This window comes from Corallococcus sp. CA047B (assembly GCF_003612065.1).
GTDB classification, from domain to species: domain Bacteria; phylum Myxococcota; class Myxococcia; order Myxococcales; family Myxococcaceae; genus Corallococcus; species Corallococcus praedator.
Genome location: NZ_RAWD01000122.1, coordinates 1 through 25,447, shown reverse-complemented (window position 1 = coordinate 25,447; position 25,447 = coordinate 1). Strand labels below are relative to the sequence as shown.

General features: G+C 70.0%; 21 protein-coding genes. 12 read left to right on the top strand and 9 right to left on the bottom strand.

From position 1 onward, the window contains the following. Positions 1-57: 57 nt before the first annotated feature. The 3 genes from D7X74_RS19980 to D7X74_RS19970 are packed head-to-tail and all read left to right on the top strand — an operon-like array spanning position 58 to position 5,199. The gene (locus D7X74_RS19980; protein WP_120534575.1) at positions 58-1,347 is read left to right on the top strand and encodes an O-acetylhomoserine aminocarboxypropyltransferase/cysteine synthase family protein; all 1,290 of its coding nucleotides are present in this window, start codon (positions 58-60) and stop codon (positions 1,345-1,347) included. Between the two features lie 4 nt (positions 1,348-1,351). Next, positions 1,352-2,689: an alpha/beta fold hydrolase gene (locus tag D7X74_RS19975; RefSeq protein WP_120534574.1), complete on the top strand. Its 1,338-nt coding sequence runs from the start codon at positions 1,352-1,354 to the stop codon at positions 2,687-2,689. Then, positions 2,686-5,199, top strand: a complete 2,514-nt coding sequence (locus D7X74_RS19970; RefSeq protein ID WP_158622263.1) for a bifunctional aspartate kinase/homoserine dehydrogenase I — start codon at positions 2,686-2,688, stop codon at positions 5,197-5,199. Before D7X74_RS19975 ends, D7X74_RS19970 begins: the two co-directional genes overlap by 4 nt. Before the next feature lie 92 nt (positions 5,200-5,291). Here the strand turns inward: D7X74_RS19970 and D7X74_RS19965 are convergent, their stop codons facing one another. Beyond that, a complete protein-coding gene (locus tag D7X74_RS19965) occupies positions 5,292-6,011 on the bottom strand; it encodes a hypothetical protein (protein ID WP_147444326.1) in 720 nt (239 codons plus the stop codon). Positions 6,012-6,067: 56 nt separating this feature from the next. Between D7X74_RS19965 and D7X74_RS19960 the strand changes: the two genes are divergently transcribed. Beyond that, a complete protein-coding gene (locus tag D7X74_RS19960) occupies positions 6,068-6,361 on the top strand; it encodes a hypothetical protein (RefSeq protein ID WP_147446627.1) in 294 nt (97 codons plus the stop codon). 34 nt (positions 6,362-6,395) lie between these two features. Here the strand turns inward: D7X74_RS19960 and D7X74_RS19955 are convergent, their stop codons facing one another. From D7X74_RS19955 to D7X74_RS19935, 5 genes are all read right to left on the bottom strand, one after another. Beyond that, positions 6,396-7,487, bottom strand: a complete 1,092-nt coding sequence (locus D7X74_RS19955; RefSeq protein WP_120534570.1) for a TrkA family potassium uptake protein — start codon at positions 7,485-7,487, stop codon at positions 6,396-6,398. Between the two features lie 12 nt (positions 7,488-7,499). After that, entirely contained in the window at positions 7,500-8,705 is a 1,206-nt protein-coding gene (locus D7X74_RS19950) for a twin-arginine translocase subunit TatC (RefSeq protein ID WP_120534569.1), read from the bottom strand. A 39-nt stretch (positions 8,706-8,744) separates the two neighbouring features. After that, positions 8,745-9,293: a Sec-independent protein translocase protein TatB gene (tatB, locus tag D7X74_RS19945; protein WP_120534568.1), complete on the bottom strand. Its 549-nt coding sequence runs from the start codon at positions 9,291-9,293 to the stop codon at positions 8,745-8,747. 148 nt (positions 9,294-9,441) lie between these two features. After that, a complete protein-coding gene (locus tag D7X74_RS19940; RefSeq protein ID WP_120534567.1) occupies positions 9,442-10,740 on the bottom strand; it encodes an MFS transporter in 1,299 nt (432 codons plus the stop codon). 38 nt (positions 10,741-10,778) lie between these two features. Beyond that, positions 10,779-12,848, bottom strand: a complete 2,070-nt coding sequence (locus tag D7X74_RS19935) for a methyl-accepting chemotaxis protein (protein ID WP_120534577.1) — start codon at positions 12,846-12,848, stop codon at positions 10,779-10,781. Positions 12,849-12,957: 109 nt separating this feature from the next. Between D7X74_RS19935 and D7X74_RS19930 the strand changes: the two genes are divergently transcribed. Next, the gene (locus D7X74_RS19930) at positions 12,958-13,986 is read left to right on the top strand and encodes a histone deacetylase (protein ID WP_199732806.1); all 1,029 of its coding nucleotides are present in this window, start codon (positions 12,958-12,960) and stop codon (positions 13,984-13,986) included. A gap of 87 nt (positions 13,987-14,073) precedes the next feature. Here D7X74_RS19930 and D7X74_RS19925 read toward each other — a convergent pair whose 3' ends face one another. Together D7X74_RS19925 and D7X74_RS19920 are read right to left on the bottom strand one after the other, a co-directional pair. Next, complete coding sequence (locus D7X74_RS19925; protein WP_120534565.1) at positions 14,074-14,697, bottom strand: hypothetical protein; 624 nt, start codon at positions 14,695-14,697, stop codon at positions 14,074-14,076. Positions 14,698-14,778: 81 nt separating this feature from the next. Continuing rightward, complete coding sequence (locus tag D7X74_RS19920) at positions 14,779-15,273, bottom strand: DUF1772 domain-containing protein (protein ID WP_120534564.1); 495 nt, start codon at positions 15,271-15,273, stop codon at positions 14,779-14,781. 80 nt (positions 15,274-15,353) lie between these two features. Here D7X74_RS19920 and D7X74_RS19915 point away from each other — a divergent pair, with 80 nt between their 5' ends. From D7X74_RS19915 to D7X74_RS19890, 6 genes are all read left to right on the top strand, one after another. Further along, positions 15,354-16,142: an AraC family transcriptional regulator gene (locus tag D7X74_RS19915; protein WP_120534563.1), complete on the top strand. Its 789-nt coding sequence runs from the start codon at positions 15,354-15,356 to the stop codon at positions 16,140-16,142. Between the two features lie 144 nt (positions 16,143-16,286). Then, positions 16,287-17,330, top strand: coding sequence for a hypothetical protein (locus D7X74_RS19910; RefSeq protein ID WP_147444500.1), 1,044 nt, complete (start codon positions 16,287-16,289; stop codon positions 17,328-17,330). 103 nt (positions 17,331-17,433) lie between these two features. After that, on the top strand, positions 17,434-19,371 hold the full coding sequence (locus D7X74_RS19905) for a SulP family inorganic anion transporter (RefSeq protein WP_120534561.1): 1,938 nt from the start codon (positions 17,434-17,436) through the stop codon (positions 19,369-19,371). Positions 19,372-19,492: 121 nt separating this feature from the next. Then, a complete protein-coding gene (locus tag D7X74_RS19900; protein WP_120534560.1) occupies positions 19,493-21,160 on the top strand; it encodes an arylsulfatase in 1,668 nt (555 codons plus the stop codon). A 294-nt stretch (positions 21,161-21,454) separates the two neighbouring features. After that, positions 21,455-22,780, top strand: coding sequence for a Tox-REase-5 domain-containing protein (locus tag D7X74_RS19895; protein WP_255424444.1), 1,326 nt, complete (start codon positions 21,455-21,457; stop codon positions 22,778-22,780). 13 nt (positions 22,781-22,793) lie between these two features. Then, positions 22,794-23,519, top strand: a complete 726-nt coding sequence (locus D7X74_RS19890; protein WP_233595924.1) for an immunity 52 family protein — start codon at positions 22,794-22,796, stop codon at positions 23,517-23,519. Positions 23,520-23,601: 82 nt separating this feature from the next. Here D7X74_RS19890 and D7X74_RS19885 read toward each other — a convergent pair whose 3' ends face one another. Continuing rightward, positions 23,602-24,423, bottom strand: a complete 822-nt coding sequence (locus tag D7X74_RS19885; RefSeq protein WP_120534558.1) for a hypothetical protein — start codon at positions 24,421-24,423, stop codon at positions 23,602-23,604. A 184-nt stretch (positions 24,424-24,607) separates the two neighbouring features. On the opposite strand from D7X74_RS19885, the gene D7X74_RS19880 reads away from it, so the two are divergent. Next, positions 24,608-25,447 (top strand): formylglycine-generating enzyme family protein (locus tag D7X74_RS19880; RefSeq protein WP_147446626.1); only part of this gene is annotated, 840 nt, incomplete at its 3' end.

The window sequence follows — 25,447 nt, the reverse complement described above, 5'->3', positions numbered from 1 at the left end:
CGTCCGCCCTTCACTCACGCGCGCCCTCGCTGGCGACGCGAACAGGAGCCCCTTGCCATGAGCACGCCCAACGACCGCCCGCTGCACTTCGACACGCTCGCGCTGCACGCCGGCTATTCGCCCGACCCCACCACCGGGTCGCGCGCGGTGCCCATCTACCAGACGACCAGCTACCGCTTCCGCGACGCGGACCACGCCGCCGCCCTCTTCGGTCTCAAGGAGTTCGGCAACATCTACACGCGCATCATGAACCCCACGACGGACGTGTTCGAGAAGCGCATCGCCGCGCTCGAAGGCGGCGTGGGCGCGCTCGCCGTAGCGTCCGGACAGGCCGCGCAGACGCTGGGCATCCTCAACATCCTCAAGAACGGGGATGAGATCGTCTCCGGCGCCAGCCTCTACGGCGGCACCTACAACCTCTTCAAGGTGACGCTGCCGCGCCTGGGCATCACCACCCGCTTCGTGGACTCCAACCGTCCGGAGTCCTTCCGCGAGGCCATTGGCCCCAAGACGAAGGCGCTCTACCTGGAGTCGCTGGGCAACCCGCGCCTGGACGTGCCGGACTTCGACGCCATTGGCGCCATCGCGCGTGACGCCGGCCTGCCCCTCTTCGTGGACAACACCGCGCTGTCCCCCGCCCTCTTCAACCCGCTGCGCCACGGCGCGCACATCGTGCTGCACAGCGCGACGAAGTACATCGGCGGTCACGGCACCTCCATTGGCGGCGTCATCGTGGATGGTGGCAACTTCCCCTGGGAGAACGGGAAGTTCCCCGAGCTGACCGAGCCCAACCCCGGCTACCACGGCCTGCGCCTGCGCGAGGCCTTCGGGCCCGCGGCCTTCATCCTCAAGGCCCGCCTGGAGGGCCTGCGCGACCTGGGCCCCGCGCTCAGCCCCTTCAACGCGCACGCGTTCATCCTGGGCCTGGAGACGCTGCGCCTGCGCCTGGAGCGCCACTCGCAGAACGCGCTCTCCGTGGCGAAGTGGCTCCAGACGCACAAGAAGGTGGAGTGGGTGCGCTACCCGGGCCTGGAGACCGACCCCGCGTTCACCAACGCGAAGAAGTACCTGAAGGGCGGCTTCGGCGGACTCGTCACCTTCGGCGTGAAGGGCGGCTTGCCCGCGGGACGCCGCGTGATTGACGGCGTGAAGCTGTGGAGCCTGCTCGCGAACATCGGCGACACGCGCTCGCTCATCATCCACCCCGCGTCCACGACGCATGAGCAGCTGTCGCCGGAGGAGCGCGCCAGCACGGGCGTCACCGACGACCTGGTGCGGCTGTCCGTGGGCCTGGAACACCTGGACGACATCCTGGCCGACCTGGACCAGGCGTTGAACGCGGCCTGACGCCATGCGACCCGTGAGGAATCCCGTGGACATCCCCGCGCGCGCGGAAACGCCGCGCGTCTTCGACCTGTCACTGCCGGACCTGCCACTGGAGGCCGGGGCTCGCGTGGCCCCCCATCTGGTGCGCGGCTGGTGGTGGGGGCCCCCGGAGGACCTCGCGTGGTTGCAGTCGCGCTCGCGCGTGCACTCGGATGAGGCGACGCGCGCGGGCAGGCTTCAGGTCGTGCGGCGCTCCGCATCCGAGCTGCGGGACGCCGCCACCGACGCACGTCGCAACGGCCCGCGACGCGCGCCCGACCCCGTGCCCACCGTGCTGGTGGTGCACGCGCTCACCGGAGACATGAACGCAGGAGGCGAAGGCGGCTGGTGGGAGCCCGTCATCGGGCCGGGCCGCCCGCTGGACCCTTCGCGCGTGCGCCTCCTGTGCTTCAACAACCTGGGCTCCTGCTACGGCACCTTCGGCCCCGCGGACGAGGGCTTCCCCCAGCGCACCGACGACACGCGCTTCGGCCCGTCGCCCGTGCTGGCCAAGGGCGACCTGCGCCTGGATGAGCGCAGCCTCCCCGCCACAATTACACCGTGGGATCAGGCGCGCTCCATCCTCGCCGCGCTGGATGCGCTGGGTGTGGAGGAGGTGGCGCTCGTCACCGGGGGCTCGCTGGGCGGGATGATCGTGCTGTGCCTCGCGGCGCTCGCGCCGGAGCGCTTCCAGCGCATGGTGCCCATGGCCACGGCGGAGTCCGCTTCCGCGTGGGTGGTGGGCTGGAACCATGTGGCCCGGCAGGCCATCCTGTTGGATCCGGAGTACCCCGAGTCCCCACGTCGCGGCCTGGAGCTGGCGCGTCAGCTTGCGACGCTCACCTACCGCGCGGAGGCCGGACTGGACGCGCTCCAGAAGCGTCCGCAGACGTGGTCGTCACGGGCGCTGTATCCGGTGGAGAGCTACCTGGAGCACCAGGGCGCGAAGCTGGAGGCGCGCTTCGACGCCCGCTCCTACCTGGCCCTGCTGGGCGCCATGGACCACCACGACCTGGCGCGCGTGCCCACGCCCCGCGGAGGTCCCGGCCTGGACCGCATTCGCGCGAGCACGTTGGCCATCGGCATCGACCGCGACCAGCTCTTCCCGCCCGAACACATGGTGACGCTGTCCCGGCGCCTGCGCGCGCAGGGTCTCCACGCCGAATACGCGGCGCTGTGCAGCGTGCACGGCCACGACGGCTTCCTCATCGAATGGGACGCGCTCGCGCCCCTGCTGCTGCGCGCCCTTGCCCTGCCACCGGGCGTGGGCCGCGACGCCCGCATTCCTTCTCCTGCCGGCGTCCGCGCCCGGAAGACTTCATGACCGCCCCCGTGAGCATCACCCGCTACGCGCCGTTCCTCCTCGACAACGCCCTGGGCCTCGCGTCCGTGGCCACGCACCTGTCGCGCCGCGACGCGGGCACCACCCGCGCCGCCATCGTGTCCTCGCCGCCCTGGCTCTCCACCGGCCTGGAGGCCGCGCTGTCCATCGCGTTGAAGGGCAACTCCACGCTGGCCCGGCAGGAGCTGGACGGTCTCCTCGCGCGCGGACTGCTGATGCTGGAGGAGGCCGAGCGCCGGCTGGGCGCGCCTCCAGGCTCCACGTCGGTGGAGGCGCACGGCACGCGCTCGTTGGCGTCGCTGCTGGAGCCCGCGCGTCGCGCGTTGGATGGAGCCAGCCTCGTGCGCGAGCGGCGGCCGGCGCTGGAGGACGTGGTGCGTGGCACGGGCGAGCGGCTGACGGCGGCGCTGCTGGGGCGGCTGCTGGGCGCGCGGGGCGTGCCCTCGCTGGAGGTGGACGCGGCGGACTGGACGGTGACGGACGGGGAGCCCGGACAGGCGCGCGTGAACCGGGAGCACACCCGTGCGCGCGTGGCGACGCTGCGTCCCGCGTGGGAGGGACGTTTGACGTTGCACGCGGGCGGACGGGGCGTGTCGCTCGACGGGCGCTCCACGACCCTGGGCACGGGTGGCGCGGACGAGACGGCGGCGGTGCTGGCCGTGCTGTTGGGCACGCCGCTGACCTTGTGGACGGACGTTCCCGGCGTGATGACGGCGGATCCGCTGCATGTCGCGGATGCGCGGCCGGTGCCACACCTGAGCTACACGGAGGCGCTGGAGCTGGTGTACCTGGGCCTGCCCACGCTGCACCCTCGCGCGCTGTCCACGCTGCGGGACGCGGACATCCCGCTGCGCGTGCGCCACCTGCAACACCCCGACGAGCCCGGCACGCTCATCGACGTGCCCGGCGCGGGGGACGGCAGCGTGCCCACGTGCGTGGTGTCGCTGGAGGACCTGGCGCTGCTGGGCCTGGAGGGCGGGACGGAAGAGGCGGCGCGGCCGGTGGGGCCTCGCGCGTTGCAGGCCCTGGAGGCCGCGGGCATCGACGCGTGGATGGCGGCGCAGTCCTCTCCGGGGCGTTCGGTGGCGGTGGTGCTGCACCGGGTGCATGCGGCCCGCGCGGAAGAGGTGCTGCGGCGCGAACTGGCGCCGGAGTTGGAGCGGGGCGCGCTGCTGCCTCCCCAGGTGCGCGCGCCGGTGACGCAGGTGGCGCTGGTGGCGGAGGCGATGGGCCAGGGCGCCAACGTGGCCGGACGCCTGTTCCAGCCGCTGGGAGCGCTGGGCATCAACGTGCGCGCCATCGCGCAGACGGCCAGCGCGCGCTCCATCTCCTTCATCGTGGATGGAGGGGAGACGGCGCTGACGGTGCGCACGGTGCACGCGGCCTTCCACTTCGCCCATGAGGAGGTGAGCCTGCTGGTGCTGGGCCATGGCGTGGTGGGCAGCCAATTGTTGGAGCAGCTGCGCACGCTGCAACAGACGCTGGCGCAGGCGCACGGCATCCAGCTCAACCTGGTGGGGCTCGCGGACAGCCGGCGGGTGCTCTTCTCGCCAGAAGGCATCCCGCTGAGTCAGTGGCGCGAGCGCATCGAAGCGGTGCCCGAGGGTGCGTCCCCGCCCGTGGTGCAGGCGCTGCTGGAGCCGCTGCGGCGGCTGCCGGTGCCGGTGTTGGTGGACTGCACCGCGGCGGACGGCATGGAGGCGCTGTACCTGGAGGCGTTCCGCAGCGGCATCCACGTGGTGGCGGCGAACAAGAAGCCGCTGACGCAGCCGCGCGAGGTGTGGGAGCGGCTGCGGAGCACCGCGCACCTGAACCACCGCGCCTACCACTACGAGACGACGGTGGGCGCGGGCCTGCCCGTCATCCAGACGCTGAAGGACCTGGTGCGCACGGGGGACCGGGTGCACGGGGTGGAGGGTTCGTTCTCCGGAACGCTCGGCTACCTGAGCCAGCAGTTGATGGACGGCGTGCCGCTGTCGAAGGCGGTGCGCACCGCGCGCGAGAAGGGCTTCACGGAGCCGCACCCGCGCGAGGACCTGGCGGGCACGGACGCCGCGCGCAAGGCGCTCATCCTCGCGCGTGAGCAGGGCCTGGAGCTGTCGATGGAGGACGTGGAGGTGGAGCCCTTCGTGCCGCGCGAGTACCTGGAGGAAGTGGACGTGGAGCGCTTCCTCTCCGGCCTGGAGAAGCTGGACCGGACGTTCACGTCGCGCATCGAGGGCCTGCGCGCGGAGGGCAAGGTGCTGCGCTATCTGGCGCGCATCGACCCGTCCGCGAAGGACGGGCCGGTGCTGCGCGTGGGCCCGGTGGCCGTGTCCAAGGAGCACCCGGCGACGCGGCTGCGCGGCTCGGAGGCGTTCGTGGCCTTCTCCACGGAGCGCTACGCGGACCACCCGCTGCTGGTGCAGGGCGCGGGCGCGGGCGGCCCCGTCACGGCGGCGGGCGTGCTCGCGGACATCCTGAAGATTGCCCAGGGACTGCGCGGGCGGTGACGGCGGCGGGCCGGCGCAGGGGGCCGGTTCAAGGGCCCACTCACCGCGCGGAGATGCCGTTTCGCGGCAACGGCTTGCGCTCCTGGCGCGGCCTACTTCCGGGACCGCGTCTTCTTCGCGGAAGGAGATGGCTTCCCCTTCCCAGCCGTCTTCCTCGCGGTCGTCTTTCCTGAGGCAAGAGGGCGCTTCGCGGACGCGCCCTTCTTCACTCCGCCCCGGGACTTCACGGGCGCGGACTTCGCGCCGCGCGCCGCGCTCTTCTTCACCCCGCGCGCCCCTCCGACGGGCCCGGCCTTCTTCAGGTCCGCCGCGCCCTTCTCCGCGAGTCCCGGCTCCAGGGAAGGCGCCTCCTCTGCCCCCCCATTGCCCGCGGGCTCGCGCTCCAGGGAACCCGACCGGCTCACCGCCACCTTCCTGCCGGAGAAGGCATTCCAGCCCTCCAGGACGTGCGTCCACCGCGCCAGCAGCTCCTCGCGGACGCCCGCATCCGGAAGCCCCTCCGCGTGCAGCGCCACGGTGATGCCGTGCACGGAGGGAATCAGGCGCAGCTGGACGGTGCGGGCCCGGCTCCACCCATCGCGCTCCAAGCGCAGGCGCAACTGCTTCGCGGGGACGCACCGCACCACCGTCACGCGGGTCCCATCCGGAAGCGAGAGCGCCGCCCCTTGCTTCAACGGCCCATGGAGCGTGCCCACCCAGCGAGCCAGTCCCGGGCCTTCGCCCCACCCCTGCCACGCGACGTCCGCCCCCACCGAGAAGGAGCGACGGACTCCTGCCTGGAATCCAACCTTCGCGGTCTGCCCTGTCGGCATTTATCGGTTTCTCCCGGTAGTCTGGTTTCCTTCCCTTTCACGGAAAGGATTGCCAGATGAACCGACTTCTTAGGGGTGTGTCGCTCACCGGAGCAATGCTGCTGGCCGCATGCGGGGGCACGGAATCGTCTCCCGGACAGGAGCCCGCCGTGGACCAGGTGGAGCAGGCCATCGCGCCTCCCAGTTGCGGCGTCGATCCCAGCCTCTCCGTCACCTACTACAGCAACTCGTCGAAGACCGTCGAAGTGGGCTGGCGCGACTGCAAGTGCGATGGCACCGAGATCAACGCGGGCCAGAAGACACCCTATTGGAGGACCTTTTCCCTCGGACCGAACTGCCCGCATCCCTGAGTGTCGGCACGCGACCGCGTCCTTCAGGGCGCGGTCACCCGGTGGGGCGGTAGCCCGGCATGAGGAAGTTGTCGTGGTCCGCGTACGCGGGCGCCTCCGCCTCACCGGTGAAGGCGCGCAGGACGCAGTACTCCGGGTAGGACGCCTGGATGGTGACCTGGTCCCCCGCCTGGAACACCACGTCCCCGTGCGGGTGCAGCGTCTCCTCCGCGCCCCGGATGAGCGACAGGGCCAGCCCGCCGAAGCGGTCGCGCACCTGGGACACGTTCAGGCCCGGCAGGCCGTCACGCACCACGAACAGCGACACCACCATCAGGTGCTTGCCAATGCGGAACGAGTGCACGAGCCGCGGGTCCAACGCCGCCAGCGCCATCGCGGGCGCGGCCAGCGAGGAGCTGGACAGGGCCTCCGCCTTGAACGTGTCGCGCACCTTCGCGCCCAGGTCGTCGTCGAACAGGCGGATGACCACGCGGATGCCCGGGTTGAGCCGCCGCGCGTCCAGCGCGATGTTCAGGTTCGCCAGGTCGTCGTCCGTGGCGCAGACGATGGCGGACGCCTTCTTCACGTGCGTGCGCGGCAGGCACAGCGGGCTGCGCGTGTCGTCGATGAGCAAGGGCACGTTCTCATCGCGCAGCGCGGACACGAACGTCGCGTCCTCGCGCTTCTCCACCACCACCACGTCCTTGCCCATCTCCCGCAGCTGCGTCACCACGCGGTAGCCCACGCGCCCCGCCCCGCACACCACGACGTGGCCCTTCATCGTTTCGGACACCACGGTGACCCACTCCTTGTCGTTCTTGTGCCGGGCGAAGAAGAGGTACGCGAAGCGCACCACGCCATCCACCACCAGCGCGATGCTGATGGGCGGGATGAGGATGTTCAGGCTCTCCACCAGCCAGTCGCTGACGTACGGCAGCGACGGCTGCCCGAAGAGCAGGAAGTAGACGTGGTGCAGCGCCTCTCCGTAGGAGATGCGGTCACCCCCCGGCCCCACGTAGCGCGCCTGGTACAACAGCGGCCCCAGCCCGAAGATGGCCACCGCCAGCAGCAACGTGCTGCGGAACCTGCGCGACAGCGCGCGCAGGTAGCGCAGGTCCACCATCAGTCGCGCGGAGAGGCTCTTCATGCGCCCGAGAGCCTACGCCGCCGGGGTGATGTCCGTGGAGGCTTCCGACTTCGCGCGGCGCTTCTCGATGAGCCACACCGCCAGCACGCCCAGCTCGTAGCAGAGCAGCATGGGGCCGGCCATCAGCGACAGGTTCACCACGTCGCCCGTGGGCGTCAGGATGGCCGCCGCGATGAGGCACACCACGAACGCGTGGCGCTGGTAGCGGAAGAGCCACTTCGACTGCACCACCCCGACGATGCCCAGGAGCGCCATCACCAGCGGCAGCTCGAAGATGACGCCGAAGGCGAGGATGAGCAGCAGCACCAGCGACAGCTGCTCGTTCATCGTCAGCATGGGGCGCGTCCAGCGCGCGGCTTCCGCCTCCGCGTGGCCCCGGGCCAGCTCCTTCTGCAGCCGCCACAGGCCGGACATCTCCTCCGCGCGCGTGGGGGCCACGCCCGCGAGCAGGCTCGCCGCCTGGTCCATGGCCGCCTCCGACGTGGCGTAGTCCTGCCGGCCGTAGGCGTTCACCGCCTCCACCCGCTTCTCCACCGCCGCGCGCAGCACGCCGCGCGCGGGGGCGCCCAGCCCGTCCGACGCCGCGTCCAGCAGCTCGCCCAGGCCCTTCAGGCGCGCCGTCAGCTCCACGCTCTTCGCGGTGGCGACCTCCGGGTCCTTCACCTGGCCTTCACCGGCGGCCGTCAGCGCGGCGCTGGTCTCTTTCGCCAGGTGGCCGGCGCGCTCCACCTCGCCAATGCGCAGGAAGCGCAGCGCGTCCTCGCCGCCCAGGCGCGCCGTGTCCACGCGCTGCTCCAGGGCGAGCGTCTCCTCCTCGCTCAGGAGGAACTTGAACATGGAGGGCAGCACCAGGAAGTAGCAGAACAGCGAGCCCACGATGAAGGCCACCGAGCCCAGCACCACGAAGGGCGACGCGTACTTGCGCTCCTCCGGGTAGAGCCCCGGCGCCACGAAGCCCCAGATCTGCCAGAGGATGACGGGCGTGGTGAGGAAGATGCCGCAGTACACGCCCACCTTCATCAGCACGTTGATTTCTTCGATGCCGGATGTGTAGACGAGCGAGCGCCCGTCCGCGGGCAGCGCATCGAGCACCGGCCGCATCAGCAGTCCGAAGATGGGCTTGGCGAAGATGAGCGACACGGCGCCCAGCACGAGCACCGCGAGCGAGCACTTCACGAGCCGCGAGCGCAGCTCCGTCAGGTGCTCCGACAGGCTCATGCGCAAATCGTTGAAATCAACCCCTTGGCGGTTCAGGGCTCAGCTCCGTTTCGGCGCGTTGCGCGCCACCGTGCCCGGAATGGGGGCGAGTTGCGGAAGGCCATCCGGACCCAGGCGCGGCTCCACCCCAGCGGCTTCACCCTCCGCTTCGGCGCCGGTCGCGGGTAAAGCCTCGGGAAGCGCCGCCATCGTCAGGGGCGCGGCCCCGGCGTCCGCAGACGACTCCGACGCCGCTTCGGGAGCGGGCAGCCGCGCGGGGTCCAGGGACTCGGTGAGCGACGGGGAGGGCTCCGCGAGCAGGTTGGGCATGGACCCATCCGGCAGGTGGTGCGCGCTGGAGGCCAGCTCCGGGGGCGGAGACGGCACGCGCGTGCCCGGGCGCGTCGGCGCAGGCAGCTCGCGGTTGAAGTCCTGATCCATCTGGTAGAACTCGCGCTCCACCACGTTGCGCACATCGTCCGTCTGGCGACGGAACTCGCGCATGAACTTGCCGATGGCCCGCGCCAGCTCAGGCAACCGCTGGGGGCCGAGCACGATCAGCGCGGCCACCAGGATGAACACCATTTCGCCTGCGCCAATGTTGAACATGGGTCTTCAGAGTCCCCTTGGAGGGAGATCCCGGGTTATCGCCCCGGGAGCGGGCTCGCGCAACCGCCAGTGGACATCCAGCGACCGGCCGGCACCGTGAGGAGGGGGCGGGCGGTCGTGCCCCCGGTGCCCGGTGGGGCAAAACGCCTCAGGCGTGGGGGTTCGCCTGGGGCGACAGCGGCACCGCCAGTCCCTGGGAGGGGGGCGCCGCCAAGGCCCGGGCCTGTTCGCGCGAGCGGACCCGGTTCTCCACCACCCACAGCATGACGGGCACCCCCAGCGACAGGCCAATGGAGACCCAGGCGATGGTCCCCATGCCGCCCAGCGTCCCGTCCGGCAGGTCCACCAGCAGGCGGGAGGACAGGAAGGCGCCCAGCGCGGACGCCATGTGCTGCGTCGCGGACTGCAGCGACATGAAGCGGGCGCGCACCGGGTTGTCCGGCACGCGGGAGGTGAGCGTGTTGTACGCCACGTTGCGCACCCCCATGGCCATCATGAAGCCCATGAAGAGCAGCGGGATGGGCAGCCACGCCGGATAGGAGACGAAGCCCACGAAGGTGAAGGCCGCGGCCAGCAGCACGCCCACCGTGCCCACGCGGAACGAACCGAAGCGGTCCACCAGCGGCCCCGTCATCCGCAGCGTGACGAAGCTCACGATGCCGCCCGCGAAGTAGATGATCCACAGCCGGTCGCGCGGGTAGCCCAGGTTCTGCTGCAGGTAGGCGGAGATGTTCGGGATGACGATGAAGCCGCTCATCATCACCAGCGCCGTCATCAGGTACGACAGCTGCACGTCGGAGCGGCCCAGGAGCGCGCCCACGCCCGGGGCCCGGGCCGCGCTGCCGCCCTGCCCCAGGTGGCCGCGCACCGGCGGCAGGAGGATGAGCGCGGCCGTGGCCACCACCAGCCCCAGCGCCGCCACCGCGAAGAAGGGCAGCCGCCAGCCGCCCACCTCCGCCACCTTCAGGGCCATGGGGACGCCCAGCACGGACGCCACGGAGAAGGACGCCATCACCGCGCCCAGCGCCCGGCCCCGGCGCTCCGCCGGGATGAGGTCCGCGATGATGGACAGCGACAGCGCCGTCGCCGGCCCGCCGAAGAGGCCCGCGCACACCCGCGCCAGGAGCAGCGTGGACAGCCCCGTGGCAAGGCCGCCCGCCGCCGTGGCCGCCACCAGCCCCAGCATGCACACCGCCAGCGCCTTGCGGCGGTCGAAGCGGTCCAGCATGTAGCCGCCCACCAGCCCCGCCACGCTCGCGGCGGCGGTGTAGCTGCCGCCAATGGTGCCGATGTGCGACGACTCGATGCCCAGCCCCTTCGCGAAGTCGGGGCCCAGCGGCATCACCATCACGAAGTCGAGGATGTTGACGAACTGCACCGCGCCGATGAGCAGCACCACGGCGCGCTCGGAGACAGCAGCGGGGGAAGACGCGGACTCGGCGGACATGAGGAACGGGCTGCCTTCTTCAGGAGACGGCTGGGACTTCAGACGCGGAAGCGCCGCACCTCGGCGCGGAGGATCTCCGCCTGACGCGTGAGGTTGTCGATGGCTTCTTCCAACTGGCGCACCGAACGCGTCTGGTGCTCGGACACGCCCTTGATGGTCTCCACCGCCTTGAGCACCTGTTCGCTGCCCTTGGTCTGCTCCTTCTGGGCGCGGTTCAGGTGGGTGACCATCTCGTTGATGCTTTCAATGGAGCGGGTGATCTGCTTGCTGCCGTGCGCCTGCTCCTGGCTGGAGCGCTGCACGTGCTGGGTGAGCGTCTTCATCCGCTCCGCGCTCTTCATGATCTGCTCGCCGCCCCGGGCCTGCTCGTTGGAGGCCTGGGAGATCATCTGCACCGTGGCGGAGATGCGGTGGATGGCCGCCGTCACCTGCTTGCTGCCCCGGGACTGCTCCACCGTGGCGCGGGCGATGGCCTTCACCATCTGCGTGGACTTCTGCGTGCTGTCGTTGATCTTCCGCAGGGCCCCTTCCGCCTCGCGGCCCAGCTGCACGCCCTCCTCCACGCTCTTGTAGCCCTGGTTCATCACCACCACGGCGTTGCGGCTCTCCTCCTGCACGCCCCGGATGAGCTCCGCGATCTCCTTGGTGGACGCGCCGGTGCGCTCGGCCAGGTCTTTAATCTCCTCGGCCACGACCGCGAAGCCCTTGCCGTGCTCGCCGGCCTGCGCGGCGATGATGGCGGCGTTGAGGGCCAGCAGGTTCGTCTGCTCCGCCACGTCGTCGATGACGTTGAGGATGTTGCCAATCTCGGAGATGCGCCGGCCCAGGCTGTCGATGACGCCCGCGGCGGTGCGGCTGGTGTCCTTGATGCGGTCGATGCCGGACAGCGTCTTGCGCAGGGCCTCCACGCCCGTCTGGGCGTCCTCGAAGACCTGTTCAGACAGGCGGGCCGTCTCGTTGGCGTTGGCGTCCACCTGGCCGATGGCCGCGTCCATCTCACTGATGGCGGAGGAGGTGTCCTCGGTGGAGGCGGACAGGTCCTCGATGTTCTTGGCCACTTCCTTGATGGAGTACGTCATCTGCTCGATGGCGCTGGTGGTCTCCTCCACGCTGGCGGCCATGGCCTGGACGTTCTCCGCCACCTCGTCGTTGGTGGCGGCCATCTCCATGATGGAGGAGCTGCTCTCCTCCGCGCTCTGGTAGAGGACCTCCACGTTCTCCGCGATGCCGCGCAAGCTGGCCATCATCTCCACCATGGAGGAGGACGTCTCCTCCACGCGCGACTGCACGGTGCCCGCGCCGGAGGACACGGTGGTGCCGGTGCGGTGGATCTGCTCGATGACGCCCGCCACCACGTCGGACACGCCGCGCACGCGGCCCAGCGTGTCGCGCCAGCTCTGGGCCATGCGGTTGAGCGCCTCCGCCAGCTGGCCCAGTTCGTCCGTGCTGTTGCGCACCTCCGCGCGGCCGGTGAGGTCCGCCTCCGCCAGCTTGCGCGCCATGGACATCATCGTGTCCAGCGGCTGGAGGATGAACGCGCGGGAGATGAGGAACGCCACCAGCAGGAACAGCACCAGGCCCACCAGGAAGGCCAGCAGCACGGTGTGCCGCAGCGACTGGAGCACTTCATCCAGCCGCGACAGGTTCACCACCACCACCACCTCCCCGGGTGCTCCGCCCGCGAGCATCACGGGTTCGGCCACCGCCACGTCGCCGTTGGGGAACGTCAGCTTGTCCAGCGGGAGCTGGGCACCGGCGTCCGACCGGGTGCGGTCCTCCAGGGCCCTCTGGAACCAACTGGGCACCGGCGAGGGGTGGGTGGCCAGGGGCGAGCCCTGCGCGTCCACGACGGCCACGACGCTGAAGTCCTTGTCGGGACGGTAGATGCCCTGCAGGCCAGGGCCTGGCCGAGCGCCTGCCTGGCCTCCGAGCAGGACGCTCACCTCCTGGGCCTTGTAGCGGGCGCGAGCGAGCATGCCCTCCTGCAGGTGGTTTCCCACTTGAAGCGGGACAACGAAGTAGAGCGTCCCCAGGACGACGGCCAGTGCGAGGCCGAAAGAACCCAGGAGGATGCCCCGGAGACCGGGTTTCTTGAGACGACGTGCCAAGGCCCGCGCACTGTAGGGAGGGTGTGCCACCCAGGGCAAGGAGCGGCCCCTCCTGGCCCGACCCTGGCGCTGGGTTCCCGGCCCCGGGATGCGTAAGGTCGTCAGTACGATGACCGCGACGCTGCTGCTCACCGACCCGCTCTTCCTCCAGCACGACCCGGGCGAGGGCCACCCGGAGTCCCCCGCCCGGCTGCGGCGCATCCTCCAGATGCTCGCCCGGACCCCCATCGCGGGCACGGTGATGGCGCAGCCCCGCTCCGCCACCGACGCGGAGCTGGCCGCGGTGCACGGCCCGGCGCTCCTGGCATCGCTCGCGAGCTTGAGCGGACAGAGCGCGGAGATCGACGGGGACACCTTCGTGTCACCGGACAGCGTGGACGCGGCGAGGCTGGCGGCGGGCGCGGCGGTGCAGGCCGTGGAGGCGGTGCTCGCGGGCCGGGCGAAGAACGCGTTCGCGCTGGTGCGTCCGCCCGGCCACCACGCGGAGCCGGACCGGGCCATGGGCTTCTGCCTGTTCAACAACGTCGCCATCGCCGCGGAGGCCGGACGGCGGCTGGGCGCGGAGCGCGTGCTGGTGCTGGACTGGGACGTGCACCACGGCAACGGCACCCAGGCCGCCTTCTGGGGCCGGCGCGACGTGCTCTACCAGTCCGTGCACCAGTTCCCCTACTACCCGGGCAGCGGCGCCGCGCCGGAGGTGGGCCGGGGCGAGGGCCAGGGCTTCACCGTCAACTGCGGCCTGCCCGGCGGCAACACCGACGCCGACTACGGGATGATCTTCGAGGAGCTGCTGCTGCCCGTCGCGCAGGCCTACCGGCCCGACCTCATCCTCGTCTCCGCGGGGTTCGACCCGCACCGCGACGACCCCATTGGCGGCATGGACGTCACCGAGCGCGGCTTCGCGGCGATGTGCACCGCCGTGCGCAAGCTGGCGGAGGAGGTCTCCGGCGGCAAGCTGGTGCTGTGCCTGGAGGGGGGTTACTCGCTGGAGGGCCTGTCGAACTCCGTGCACGCCTGCATCGAGGTGCTGGCGGGCCGCGACGACAGCTTCGCCACCGGCGACGTCAACGCGGACGCGCGCCACGCATTGGCCGCCAGCCGGCAGGCGCTCCATCCCTTCTGGGCCAGCGTGCGCTGAAGTCCCGGTCCGGACGGAGCCACCCTGCAATCGGCTCCGCCTGGAAGAACCCAGGTCCGATGAACCCCTGGGGCATTCATTCGTGGCTCACCCGCCGGACTGGCGCCCCTCGATCGCGCACAGGAGCACGGCGGCGGCGATGCCCAGACGCCGGTCCAGCCGACGCTGGGTGTCCACGGAGAAATCGAGGTCGATCTTCTGGATGAACGGATTGAAGTGCTGCCGGAAGGTCAGCACCGGCACGTCGCCCACCGTGCCGCTGAAGGTCTGCGGGATGAGGTTGGTGAGCAGGCGCCGCACCAGCGCCAGCAACATGCTGTCCTCTTCAATCCTCCCCACTTCCTGACCGTCCACGTCCAGCACCAGCCACTGGTCGCGCAGGATGGAGCGCAGGGCCTTGCGGCGCAGCGCGCCCACGCGCTCGCCCGTGGTCGCGTCGGTGACGTCGTAGGTGGCGCCCAGGTCCAGGATGCTGCGCGCCTGGATGGTGAGCAGCTCCTCCTGCATGTCCTCGCCGCTGTAGATGCGCAGGTCCTCCTTCAGCTTGAAGGCCTTCATTTTTGAATAGAAGGCGACGTTGCCCGCCGCGTCGTAGATGTGGAACGCGCCGCCGAACAACTTGAAGAACTTCCGGCGGATCATGTAGCGGCTCTGGCCGAAACGGCCAGCGGCCAGGTCACTGCGAGGGCGGGTCTGGAGCGCGGTGGACATGCCGCTTCCCTAGCGCGAAGTGGCAGGCGCGAACAGGGGGGGCACACCGCCACGCCGGCGGGGCTGCGCCGCGCCGAGGGATCAGGGTCTCACCTGGGCCAGCCGCAGCCACGACAGGGCCTGGAGGGAGGCGAACCACGCCACCGCGACGAGCGTGTGGCGCAGGTGGTTCACCTGGGACCAGCGCAGCGCGGACGCCACGGACGCGGGTGAGTCCGGCGCGTCCAGCAGGCGGATCATCGTGGGGATGAAATACGAGAACGTGAGCAGCCGGTCCGCGAGCGCGACCCCGGCCGCCACGAGCCACCACAGGCGCAGCGGGCCCGTCACCTGCGTGGCGAAGTAGAAGCTCGCCAGGGTGAGGAGCGTCAGCGGCCCCGTGCTGACGAAGGCCCAGAAGCGCAGCCCCACGTTGTCCTGCCGCGCCGCCTCCGCGTTCCAGTGCGCTCCGGTGGCATCCAGCCACCGGGGCAACAGGATGCGGTGCTCATAGAGCCCCGCGCCGAACGCGACGCCCAGGTTGAGCACGAAGAGCCACAGCAGGATTGCGCCCACGGACAGCTTCAGGTTCATCATGGGTTGAAGGATGTGTCCCCGCCCGCCCGGGCGTCTTTCGCGTCCTTGTGCTGTTTTTCTCAATCCTGCGGTGATTCGCGATGAGCCCCCGGCACGTCCTCCTCCAGCAGATTGGCGCCGACATCGTCCGCTTCCAGGACGCCTCCGCGGACTTCGACACGGCGGTCGGCGAGGTGCTCGCCCTGGGCCGCGCGGAGCTGGTGTGCCTTGCGCAGCTTCACTTCGGAGGCCCCGCGCCCATGAGCGCGGTCGCGCGCGGCACCGACGTGGAGCGGCTGGAGCTGGCGGGCTACGTGCGACGGGAAGCCGCCCGGGGCGGCAGGCGGCTGGTGCTCACCGAGCACGCGCGTGAATGGATTGAAACCCTCTGGGGCCCCTTGAGCGTGGACGGGATGCGCTTGATGGAGCCCCTGTCGGACGCGGACCTGAAGGTCGTCGCCGGCTTCCTCACCGCCGCGCGAGCGGTCCAGGACCGCCATGCGTCCCGCCTGTCGAAGCTCCTCCAGGCCCCGGGGGGCTCACCGGCGGCGCGCAAGCGTGGCGGGCTCTCCGCCGCCGCGCTCTCCCGCGTGCAGCTCTTCGTCGAAGCCCACCTCGCCCGGCGCATCCGCGTGGGGGAGCTGGCCCAGCGCTCGGGCTTGAGCGTCTTCTACTTCACCCGCGCCTTCCGCCAGTCCACGGGGATGACCCCGCACGCCTTCGTCCAGAAGCGGCGGGTGGAGCGGGCGCGCGAGTTGTTGAACAACCCCATGCACTCGCTGGGGGACATCGCGCTCGCGGTCGGCTTCAGCTCGCAGAGTCACTTCACCACCGTCTTCCGCCGCGTCACCGGGTTGACCCCCGCCGTCGTCCGACGCGAGGTGCGCTGATCACGCGACCCGGCGGGCCTCGCGCCGGGCCTGGGCACGCAACGGCGCATCCACTTCCGGATGGGTGGAGCGTCTTGCCGACAACGGGCGCAAGGGCGGCACGGGCAATACCCGCGCCACTTTCGTCTTCGCAGGTTGCCGGACATGCGAACCGTGCTCCTGGCCCTGGGCCTGCTGCTTGCTCCCGTGATGACCGCCGGGGCCGTGTCGTCGGACGAGGGCACTCCCCCGCTGAATCGACAGTTGGGCGGCCACACCTTCCAGTTGCCCATCTTCCAGCAGAGCGCGTTGATCACCACGCACGTGGGCATCCGCGAGGGGGTGGCGCGCTACAGCGTGCCCGCCATGCCCACGGGGGGCATCGAACGGCGGGACCTGTGGCTCCTTGGTTTGCAGTCGACGCTGGACCTGGGCCTGCGCCTCACGGACTGGTTGGACCTGAGCGTCTTCGCGCGGGCCACGAGCGTCATCGGGGCGAACGTGGTGTCGCTGGTTACCGACGGCGGCTCGCTCGACTCCGTGGGGCAGGCGGGCGTGGGGGTACGGCTGCTGCGCAGTGAAGCCAGCGGCACCCAGCTCACCCTGCGCGCCGTGGGCGGCCTCACCAAGGAACGTCAGCTGACGCTGCTGCCCTTCATCCGCGCCATCACCAACAATCCCCTGCTGACGGTGGACGATGTGCTGAATGGACAGGCCCGGGAGTACCTGCTGGTGCCCGCGTCCGAGAAGTCCGTCACGGGCGGCGTGTTCCTGGCGCAGTCCCTGGGGCCTGCCTTCTCCCTCCAGGCCTCCGCCATCGCCGACTACGCGTGGCGGACGAGCAAGCCCTTCGACGCCGTGGCGGGCGGCCGCGTGGAGCAGAAGACGGAAGCGACTCGCGTCAACCTGGCCGCGGCGCTGACGGCGGACATGGGGCCTCCGCTGGGCATCCCCATCGCGGTGATGGGCGAATACCTCTTCACCACCGGCTGGCGGACGGAGGTGGAGCTGCCCGACCACACGCTCCACTCGCACAGCCTGGCGCTGGGCGTCTACTACTCCGGCCGGCCGCACCTCCAGGTGGGCCTGGGCGCGGCGGCCACGCTCGATGCGGAGCCCCGTCGCACCCTGAACGCGGAGGGCGAGACGCTGGAGTCGGACGACACCACGCTCACCTACGCGCAGCTCATCCTGCGCTACATCTTCTGACCGGCCCCAATGACTGGCCGCGGACACGGGCACCCCCTGACGGCCCGGCCGCCCACTCCAGGAGGACGATGCCCGCGTCGGAAGGAGTGTCCACCTCGTCCCCATGGGACAAGCCTCGCGCCACGCCTCCGAGCGGACCGCTTCCCCATGGCTCGCCCGCGTCAGTCCCTTCATCGCCTCGCTGCGGGGCTATGACCCGACACGCCTGAAGAAGGACCTGGTGGGCGCGCTCACGGTGACGGCGCTGCACATCCCGGAGGGCATGGCCTACGCACAGCTCGCCGGCCTGCCGCCGCAGGCGGCGCTGTACTCCACCCCGGCGGCGCTGGCGCTGTACGCGCTGTTCGGCAGCTCGCGGCAGCTCATCGTCGCGGTGTCCGCCAGCGTGTCGGTGCTCTCCGCCGCCACGGTGGGCGCGATGGCACAGCAGGGCAGTCCGCGCTTCATGGCCCTCACCGCCGCGCTGGCCCTGCTGGCGGGCGCCGTCGCCGCGCTGGCGGGCGTGTTGAAGCTGGGCCGCGTCGCGCAGTTCTTCTCCGCCTCCGTGCTCAGCGGCTTCGTGTTCGGGCTGGCGCTCATCATCGCCATCAAGCAGGTGCCCAAGCTGTTGGGCATCGAAGGCGCCAAGGGGGGCTTCTTCGAGCGGCTGGGGTTCATCTTCACGCACCTGGGACAGACGCACGCGCTGACCCTCGTCGTGGGCGCGGCGAGCATCGCGGCGCTGTTGTTGTTGGGACGGCTGTCCCGGCGCATCCCCGCCGCGCTCGCGGTGCTGGTGCTGGGCATCGCCGTCTCCGCCGCGCTGCACCTGGACGCGAAGGGGGTGACCATCGTCGGCCCCATCCCCGCCGGACTCGTGCCGCCCCAGCTTCCGCACGGCGTGGGCCTGAAGGACCTGCTGACGCTGCTGCCGGGTGCATGCGGCATCGCGCTGGTGGCGTTCGCGGAGGCCATTGGGCCGGCGCGCATGTTCGCCGCGAAGCACGGCTACGAAGTGGACCCCAACCGGGAGCTGGTGGGCCTGGGCGCCGCCAACGTGGGCGGCGGCCTCTTCCGGGGCTTCAGCATGGGGTGCAGCCTGTCCAAGTCCGCCGCCAACGACCAGGCGGGCTCCACCACGCAGGTGGCCTCACTGGTGACCGCGGGCCTGACGCTGCTGGTGGCGCTCTTCCTCACCGGCCTGTTCCGCACGCTGCCGGAGGCCACGCTGGGCGCCATCGTCGTGGTGGCCATCCTGGGGATGATGGATGTGAAGGAGCTGGTGCGGCTCTTCCGCCTGCGCCGGGCGGACTTCCTGGGCGCGGGCGTGGCGCTGTTGGGGGTGCTGGCCTTCGACGTGCTGCCCGGGCTGCTCATCGCCGTGGGCGTGTCCCTGTTCCTCACCGTCTACCGCGCCAGCCAGCCGCGCATGAGCGAGCTGGGGCGGGTGCCCGGGACGCTGGACCTGGCGGCCACGCACCGCGAGGCCTCCGCCATCACCCTGCCCGGCCTGCACGTCTTCCGGCCCGAGGAAGGTCTCTTCTTCGCCAATGCGACGTCCCTCCGGGATGAGGTGCTCGCCCGCGTGCGCGACGCCAGGGTGCCGGTGCGGGAGGTGCTGCTGGACCTGGAGCTGACGGACGACCTGGACGTGCCGGGCGCGGACATGCTCGCCGGCCTGCACGAGGACCTGTCCCAGCGGGGCATCACCCTGGCCCTGGCGCGCGTGCACCGGCCGACCTGGCGGATGCTGGAGCGCACCGGCGTGCTGGCGAAGGTGGGCTCCGAGCATGTCTACCCGCAGGTGAGCGCGGGCATGGAAGCGTGGATGGCGCACCACGAATCCCAGGCGTGGCAGGAGTGGCGCCTCATCCGCGACGGGCTGTATCTGGTCCGCAGCCGCGTGGACGAAGCGGGCGCGAGTCTGCACGGCGAGGAGCGCCACCGGCAGGAGGACCTGCTCGTCCGCCTGGATGAAGCGGACAGGCGGATGCGGGAGCTGCTGCGGCACCTGCCGCATGCACCGTCCGGGGATGACGAACCCCAAGGCACCCGCCACTGAATGCCGGCAGGGGCCGTGCGGACCACCGCAACGGATGCCCGTCCGCGACCCGTGGACGGGGCGCACGCGGAGGGCAGACCGCACCTTGCACGGCAGTGAAACCGCGGAGGGGGGGCAACACATGGCGAGCGTTGGCAAGAAGCCCACGGGCAACGGCAACGGACACGGCAAGTATGGGAAGCGCAAACCCAACATCCTGGTCATCTGGGGCGACGACATCGGCTTCTGGAACATCAGCGCCTACAACCAGGGGATGATGGGTTACAAGACGCCCAACATCGACCGCATCGCGAAGGAAGGCGCGTTGATGACGGACTGCTACGGCCAGCAGAGCTGCACCGCGGGCCGGGCGGCGTTCATCACGGGCATGAACCCGCTGCGCACGGGGCTCACCACCATTGGCATGCCGGGGGCGAAGTATGGCCTGCAGGACTCCGACCCCACCATCGCGGAGATGCTCAAGCCGCTGGGCTACACCTGCGGCCACTTCGGCAAGAACCACCTGGGTGACTCCAATCCCTACCTGCCGACGGTGCACGGGTTCGACGAGTTCTTCGGCAATCTCTACCACCTGAACGCGGAGAACGAGCCGGAGTGCCCCGACTACCCGAAGGACCCGGCCTTCAAGGCGCGCTTCGGTCCGCGCGGCGTGCTGCACACCTACGCCACCGACCGCAACGACGTGACCGAGGATCCGCGCTGGGGCCTCGTGGGCAAGCAGCGCGTCGAGGACACCGGCGCGCTGACGAAGAAGCGCATGGAGACGGTGGACGGCGAGTTCCTGCAGGGGACGCTGGACTTCATGGAGCGCGCGGTGAAGGAGGACACGCCGTTCTTCCTCTGGCACAACACCACGCGCTGCCACGTCTGGACCTACCTCCAGGAGAAGTACAAGAACGCGACGGGCTACGGGCTCTACGCGGACGCGATGAAGGAGTTGGACGACATCGTCGGGGTGCTGCTGGCGAAGCTGGACGAGTTGGGCATCGCGGACAACACGATGGTGGTGTTCTCCAGCGACAACGGCGCGGAGAAGATGGGCTGGCCGGACGGCGGCAACAGCCCGTTCCGCGGCGAGAAGGGCTCGACGTGGGAGGGCGGCGTGCGGGTGCCGTGCGTGGTGCGCTGGCCGGGCGTGGTGGAGCCGGGGCGCGTCATCAACGACATCTTCGCGCATGAGGACTGGATGCCCACGATGGTCGCGGCGGCGGGCGGGCCCACGGACCTGGTGGAGAAGTGCAAGAAGGGCCACAAGGTGGGGGACAAGACCTTCAAGGTCTACCTGGACGGCTATGACATGAACGCGCTGCTGGCGGGCACGGCGCCGGGCGACCGGCACGAGTTCATCTACGTGCTCGACAGCGGCAACCTCGCGGCGGTGCGCTACGACGACTGGAAGATCATCTTCAGCTACCAGGACGGCGAAGGCCCGGACATGTGGTTCAGCGGCAAGCGCTTCAACCCGGCGTGGCCCTACCTCATCAACCTGCGCTCGGATCCGTTCGAGTACGGGCCGCACTCCGGCATGTACACGCAGTGGTACGGCGAGCGCATGTTCACGTTCGTGCCCGCGCAGATGCTGGTGAAGAAGTTCGCGGAGAGCCTCATCGAGTTCCTGCCCAGTCAGGCTCCGGGCAGCCTGAGCATCGGGCCGATGAAGGAGCGCGTGAAGGAGAAGATGAAGGAGGCGCGCAAGCGTGAGAGCGAGCCGACCATCGGGGACCAGGTGATGTCGCTGGCCAACGAGGTGGAGCAGTTCATCCATCGCTTCCAGCAGTCACACACGTAGCGACGGGTCCTCCGCGGGCGGTGACGGGAGCGTGCCGTCACCGCCCGCGAAGCCAGACGGCAATCACGTCCATCTCAAGGCTGCGCGTGATCGGCGGGACGCGGCAGTTCGCGGAGGCTCCACCAGCGCACGGCCTACGCGTCGGAGGCATCAGGGACGAATCAGCGGCCCCCTGAGACAGAAGACCCCAGTTCCGAGGAAGAGGAGGAAGGCCGCAGCCACCCAAAGCGTCTGCCTCCGGGAACGACCCTCCTTGGCACGCATCCCGGTGAACTGTCCCGGCAAGCGGTGGAGTTGGGACTCTTCGAGGTCGATGCCTTCGAGAAGCTGCTCGTGCGGGCCGGAATCGACGACCTGGACGAACTGCCGGTACGGCGCAATCCATTCACGCCCGATGATGCAATCGAAGTGCTGGAACGATTGCTCGAAAAGCCCGTGACGCTGGGCACCTTCCCACCTCGCATGGCGGCAGGCTTCCTGTTGCGGGAAGTGTTGGAGCACGGCGAAGTCTCCCGCGAAGAGTTGCTGCGCCGGATGAGGCGCTTCGCACGCGAACAGGTGGCGGTGCTCCGTCCGGACGGATACCTCGCATGGGCGCTCGACGGGAGCACACAGCAGAAGGTCGTCCCCATCCGGTGGAAGGATGGAGCGTTTCGCTCGGGCCACTTCGAGTTGGGTCGTTTCTACAGCGGACGAGGCGGTGTCTTCCGCCATGTGGATGGGCAGCTTCGCTCCGTGGACGGCCCCCCACTGGCCGAGGTCTACGACGATGCAGATGTCATCAACCGCTCGCTGGACGGTGCCGAGGATGCACTCAAGGAACTGGCGCTCGCTGTGGGCGGACTGATCTCACGCTCACCGGGGGACGCTCTCGCATCGCTCCAACACCTGCCCACAGGAGTGGTCGCCCTCATCAGATCGTCGCCGGAGTATCTGGAGCGATTCCAGTACATGACGGCGGGCGAGCAGATTCGAGAGGTCGCCCGGCTGACGACGAGCGTCATCGTCACCTGGGGCGCTGCCTCCGCCACGACACGCGCGGTGAAGGGATTGATGGTGGGCGCGGAAGCCACCGTCCCGGTGCTTTCCCTCTCCGCCGAGGGTGCGCTCGCGCTGGAGCGCATCGCAGTCCCCACGGGAAGCACGGCGGCGGTGTTGAGCGGGGGGCCCGGGGCAGCCGTCATCCTCCAGCGAGCCCATACGGTCACGCAGGGCGCGACGCCTCCTCCGGATCCCGGCAGGTGGGGCCCCTCCAATGAATCCATGTCCGCCCGAGCCAGGCGCTACCAGGAGCAGATTGCGGAGCACTCCGCCGACGAGGCCTATTGGGTGGACGGAGTGAAGTTCGACGGATTCAAGGATGACGTGCTACTGGAGGCCAAGGGCCCTGGCTATGCGAACAAGTTCCTTGATGACCTCAAACCCAGGGTCTGGTTCGAGAAGTCGGGAGCCAAGGCCCTTGTCGAGCAGGCGCAGCGACAGCTCAGGGCGGCCAGGGGCTCGGGCACGCCCATCCGGTGGCACATCGCGGAGCAGTCCACGGCGGATGCCCTCCGGAGGCTGTTCAAGGACAAGGAAATCTACGGGATTGAAGTCGTCTTCAGTCCACCGATGCCGTGAGGAAGGATAGAGCGTGGACGAGACCTACTACGCGGGAGCCTACTGGGGACCGAGGAAGGAGTCGCCGGAGGAGTGCGCACGGCGCATGGCAGGCTTCCTGGCCGCCCTGCCCGGGATCGATCCTTCATTCGCGCACTGGTTCCTGCCCGGCAGGTCCCGCAAGGACGCGCTGAAGCGCCCCATTGCTCCTAGTCTCACGGAGCTGGAGAAACTCGTCGTCCGAGGCAGGGACCGCGTGTTCGAGGACCTGGGCTTCCGCGTGAGCGGCTGGAACGGGGTGGCGGACGACCACGACGCGACTGGCTTCGACGTCCAATGCGGTAGCCATACCGATGTCGTGAGCAATACGTGCGTCTTCACCCTGCCCGGAAGGGGCCCCAACGCGGAGCGGATCTTGAGCGCTTCCGTCCTGGCAGGTCTGCTGCGGGAGACAGCCATTGCCTGGGAGCCTGACTGGGGCGTGGCCATGTCACATGCGCATCGCGATCTGGTGGAACCCCATCGCGTTCAGAGGGCGCCCTACGTCGGATGGGTGACGTACCTCGCTCGACACAGGGGTACGGTTCCGCCGCTGCCAGCCCCCATCCGCATCGAGCCCGTCCAAGACAAAGGCTCGCTCATCATCCTCACCCCCGAGCCATTTACGGCCAGCAACCCGGAACATCTGGCGCTCGCCTTGCGCGTACGTGAGCATTTGGAGCGGACGGGGCTGCTGAGGCCAGGTTTCCCCCTGTCGTAGCAACAGGAGGATCCAGGAGTCGGATGGCCCCCGCAGCTCAAGACACCAGTCTCTGCTCTGATGTCACGAGCTGCCAGGTTCCCTACCTGCAAACGGAGTCGTAGACAGGCGTGACCACCGGCTCGCCTTGATCCACCTGGGTCACGACGGTGCCTTGAATGGCGCCCGCCACGGCGCGCGCGGTGAGGCTGAAACTGGACGGGCCCGTCACGTCCGCGCGGAAGATGAACTTGCAGCCGCCAATCCATGACGCATCCGGCACCGGGGCCCGGGTGCCGTCCGCGCACCCCGGCGGGAGGAAGCCGAGCTGGGCGTAGTTGCTGGTGTAGCGGTCCTTCTCCCCAAAGTACGCCATCTCCGACGTGTACAGCGCCCGGAGGCCCATGGTCCCCTCTCGCAGTTGGGCATCACAGACGAACGACTGCGCAGCAAGGCACTCCGCCGCATCGACGTAGCGGCGCACGCCGTTGCGCTCGAGCCAGAAGAGGATGCCGGAGACAGGATGCGTCCCGATCTGGAGCGTGATGCCCGCGGCCGACGTCCCCGCCGCCCCCTGCGCCACCGCCGTGAAGGACGGGGACGGATTCGGCGTGACGGCGGTGACCTTGTAGGCGAAACGGCAACCCGACACCCAGCCCGGGCCCGGCACGGGTGCCCGGGTGCCATTGGCGCACGGCGCCGGGGCGAAGTCGGCGAAGGCCAGCTGCGCCATGTCCGCAGTGAAAGAGTCCCGCTCCCCGAAGTACGCCATCTCCGCGGTGTAAAGCGACTTCATCTCCCGGATGCCCTCGCACTCCACCGTGCCGCAGTCCACGGGCGTGGGCACATCCGCCCAGGCAGGCACCGCCACCGCGAACGCTCCCACGCACAGCACGGACAGCCATTGCTTCAGGTTCAGCCTCATGGTTCGAAAGCTCCTCGGTTCGGGAAGGCAAACATCCCCGCGTCGCGGGTTGGACATTCTGCCCCCATTCCCAGTTCCATCAATCATTGCCCGACATACCCGCCGGCCCCCGGGACGGGTGTCATTCCCTGTCCCAGGACGGAGCTTGTCCTCGGAGGACCATGCGTCCTCCGGGGGCCACGCCATGCACAGGAACGAAGACCTCAGCGGTTCCGCCGTGGCTCCGGACACCTCCCAGCGGCCCGGCCGCGCCCCCTCCCCGGACATGGTGTGGGTTCCCGGTGGCACCTATTGGATGGGCTCCGACCACCACTACCCGGAAGAGGCCCCCGCCCATCAGGTGACCGTCTCCGGCTTCTGGATGGACAAGCACACCGTGACCAACGAGCAGTTCGCCCGCTTCGTGGAAGCCACCGGCTACGTCACCGTCGCGCAGCGTCCACTCAACCCGGCGGACTACCCCGGCGCGTCTCCAGAGACACTCGTCCCCGGTTCGCTCGTCTTCCAGAAGGCGAAGGGGCCCGTGGACCTGAGCGACGTGGCGAACTGGTGGAACTACGTCCCCGAGGCCTGCTGGAAGCACCCGGAGGGCCGCCGCTCCTCCGTGAAACACCGCCGCGACCACCCCGTCGTCCACATCGCCTACGAGGACGCGGAGGCCTACGCCACCTGGGCCGGCAAGGCCCTCCCCACCGAGGCGGAGTGGGAACGCGCCGCGCGCGGCGGCCTGGACCGCAACGAGTTCTGCTGGGGCAATGACTTCACCCCTCACGGGGAACACCGCGCCAACACCTGGCAGGGCTACTTCCCCTGGCAGAACCTGCGCGAGGACGGCCACGAAGGCACCTGCCCCGTCGGCGCCTTTCCCCCCAATGGCTACGGCCTCCACGAGATGGCCGGCAATGTCTGGGAATGGACCTCCGACTGGTTCCAGGAGCGCCACCAGGGCAACAAGGGCAAGGCGTGCTGCATCCCCGTCAACCCGCGCGGCCCGGCCACCCCCAAGGGCAGCCAGGACCCCTTC

What these genes read in the sequence shown, in the direction of transcription:
- D7X74_RS19980 (WP_120534575.1), top strand. Translation starts at nt 58, where the DNA reads ATGAGCACGCCCAACGACCGCCCGCTGCACTTCGACACGCTCGCGCTG.
- D7X74_RS19975 (WP_120534574.1), top strand. Translation starts at nt 1,352, where the DNA reads ATGCGACCCGTGAGGAATCCCGTGGACATCCCCGCGCGCGCGGAAACG.
- D7X74_RS19970 (WP_158622263.1), top strand. Translation starts at nt 2,686, where the DNA reads ATGACCGCCCCCGTGAGCATCACCCGCTACGCGCCGTTCCTCCTCGAC.
- D7X74_RS19965 (WP_147444326.1), bottom strand. Translation starts at nt 6,011, where the DNA reads ATGCCGACAGGGCAGACCGCGAAGGTTGGATTCCAGGCAGGAGTCCGT.
- D7X74_RS19960 (WP_147446627.1), top strand. Translation starts at nt 6,068, where the DNA reads ATGAACCGACTTCTTAGGGGTGTGTCGCTCACCGGAGCAATGCTGCTG.
- D7X74_RS19955 (WP_120534570.1), bottom strand. Translation starts at nt 7,487, where the DNA reads ATGAAGAGCCTCTCCGCGCGACTGATGGTGGACCTGCGCTACCTGCGC.
- D7X74_RS19950 (WP_120534569.1), bottom strand. Translation starts at nt 8,705, where the DNA reads ATGAGCCTGTCGGAGCACCTGACGGAGCTGCGCTCGCGGCTCGTGAAG.
- tatB (WP_120534568.1), bottom strand. Translation starts at nt 9,293, where the DNA reads ATGTTCAACATTGGCGCAGGCGAAATGGTGTTCATCCTGGTGGCCGCG.
- D7X74_RS19940 (WP_120534567.1), bottom strand. Translation starts at nt 10,740, where the DNA reads ATGTCCGCCGAGTCCGCGTCTTCCCCCGCTGCTGTCTCCGAGCGCGCC.
- D7X74_RS19930 (WP_199732806.1), top strand. Translation starts at nt 12,958, where the DNA reads ATGACCGCGACGCTGCTGCTCACCGACCCGCTCTTCCTCCAGCACGAC.
- D7X74_RS19925 (WP_120534565.1), bottom strand. Translation starts at nt 14,697, where the DNA reads ATGTCCACCGCGCTCCAGACCCGCCCTCGCAGTGACCTGGCCGCTGGC.
- D7X74_RS19920 (WP_120534564.1), bottom strand. Translation starts at nt 15,273, where the DNA reads ATGATGAACCTGAAGCTGTCCGTGGGCGCAATCCTGCTGTGGCTCTTC.
- D7X74_RS19915 (WP_120534563.1), top strand. Translation starts at nt 15,354, where the DNA reads ATGAGCCCCCGGCACGTCCTCCTCCAGCAGATTGGCGCCGACATCGTC.
- D7X74_RS19910 (WP_147444500.1), top strand. Translation starts at nt 16,287, where the DNA reads ATGCGAACCGTGCTCCTGGCCCTGGGCCTGCTGCTTGCTCCCGTGATG.
- D7X74_RS19905 (WP_120534561.1), top strand. Translation starts at nt 17,434, where the DNA reads ATGGGACAAGCCTCGCGCCACGCCTCCGAGCGGACCGCTTCCCCATGG.
- D7X74_RS19900 (WP_120534560.1), top strand. Translation starts at nt 19,493, where the DNA reads ATGGCGAGCGTTGGCAAGAAGCCCACGGGCAACGGCAACGGACACGGC.
- D7X74_RS19885 (WP_120534558.1), bottom strand. Translation starts at nt 24,423, where the DNA reads ATGAGGCTGAACCTGAAGCAATGGCTGTCCGTGCTGTGCGTGGGAGCG.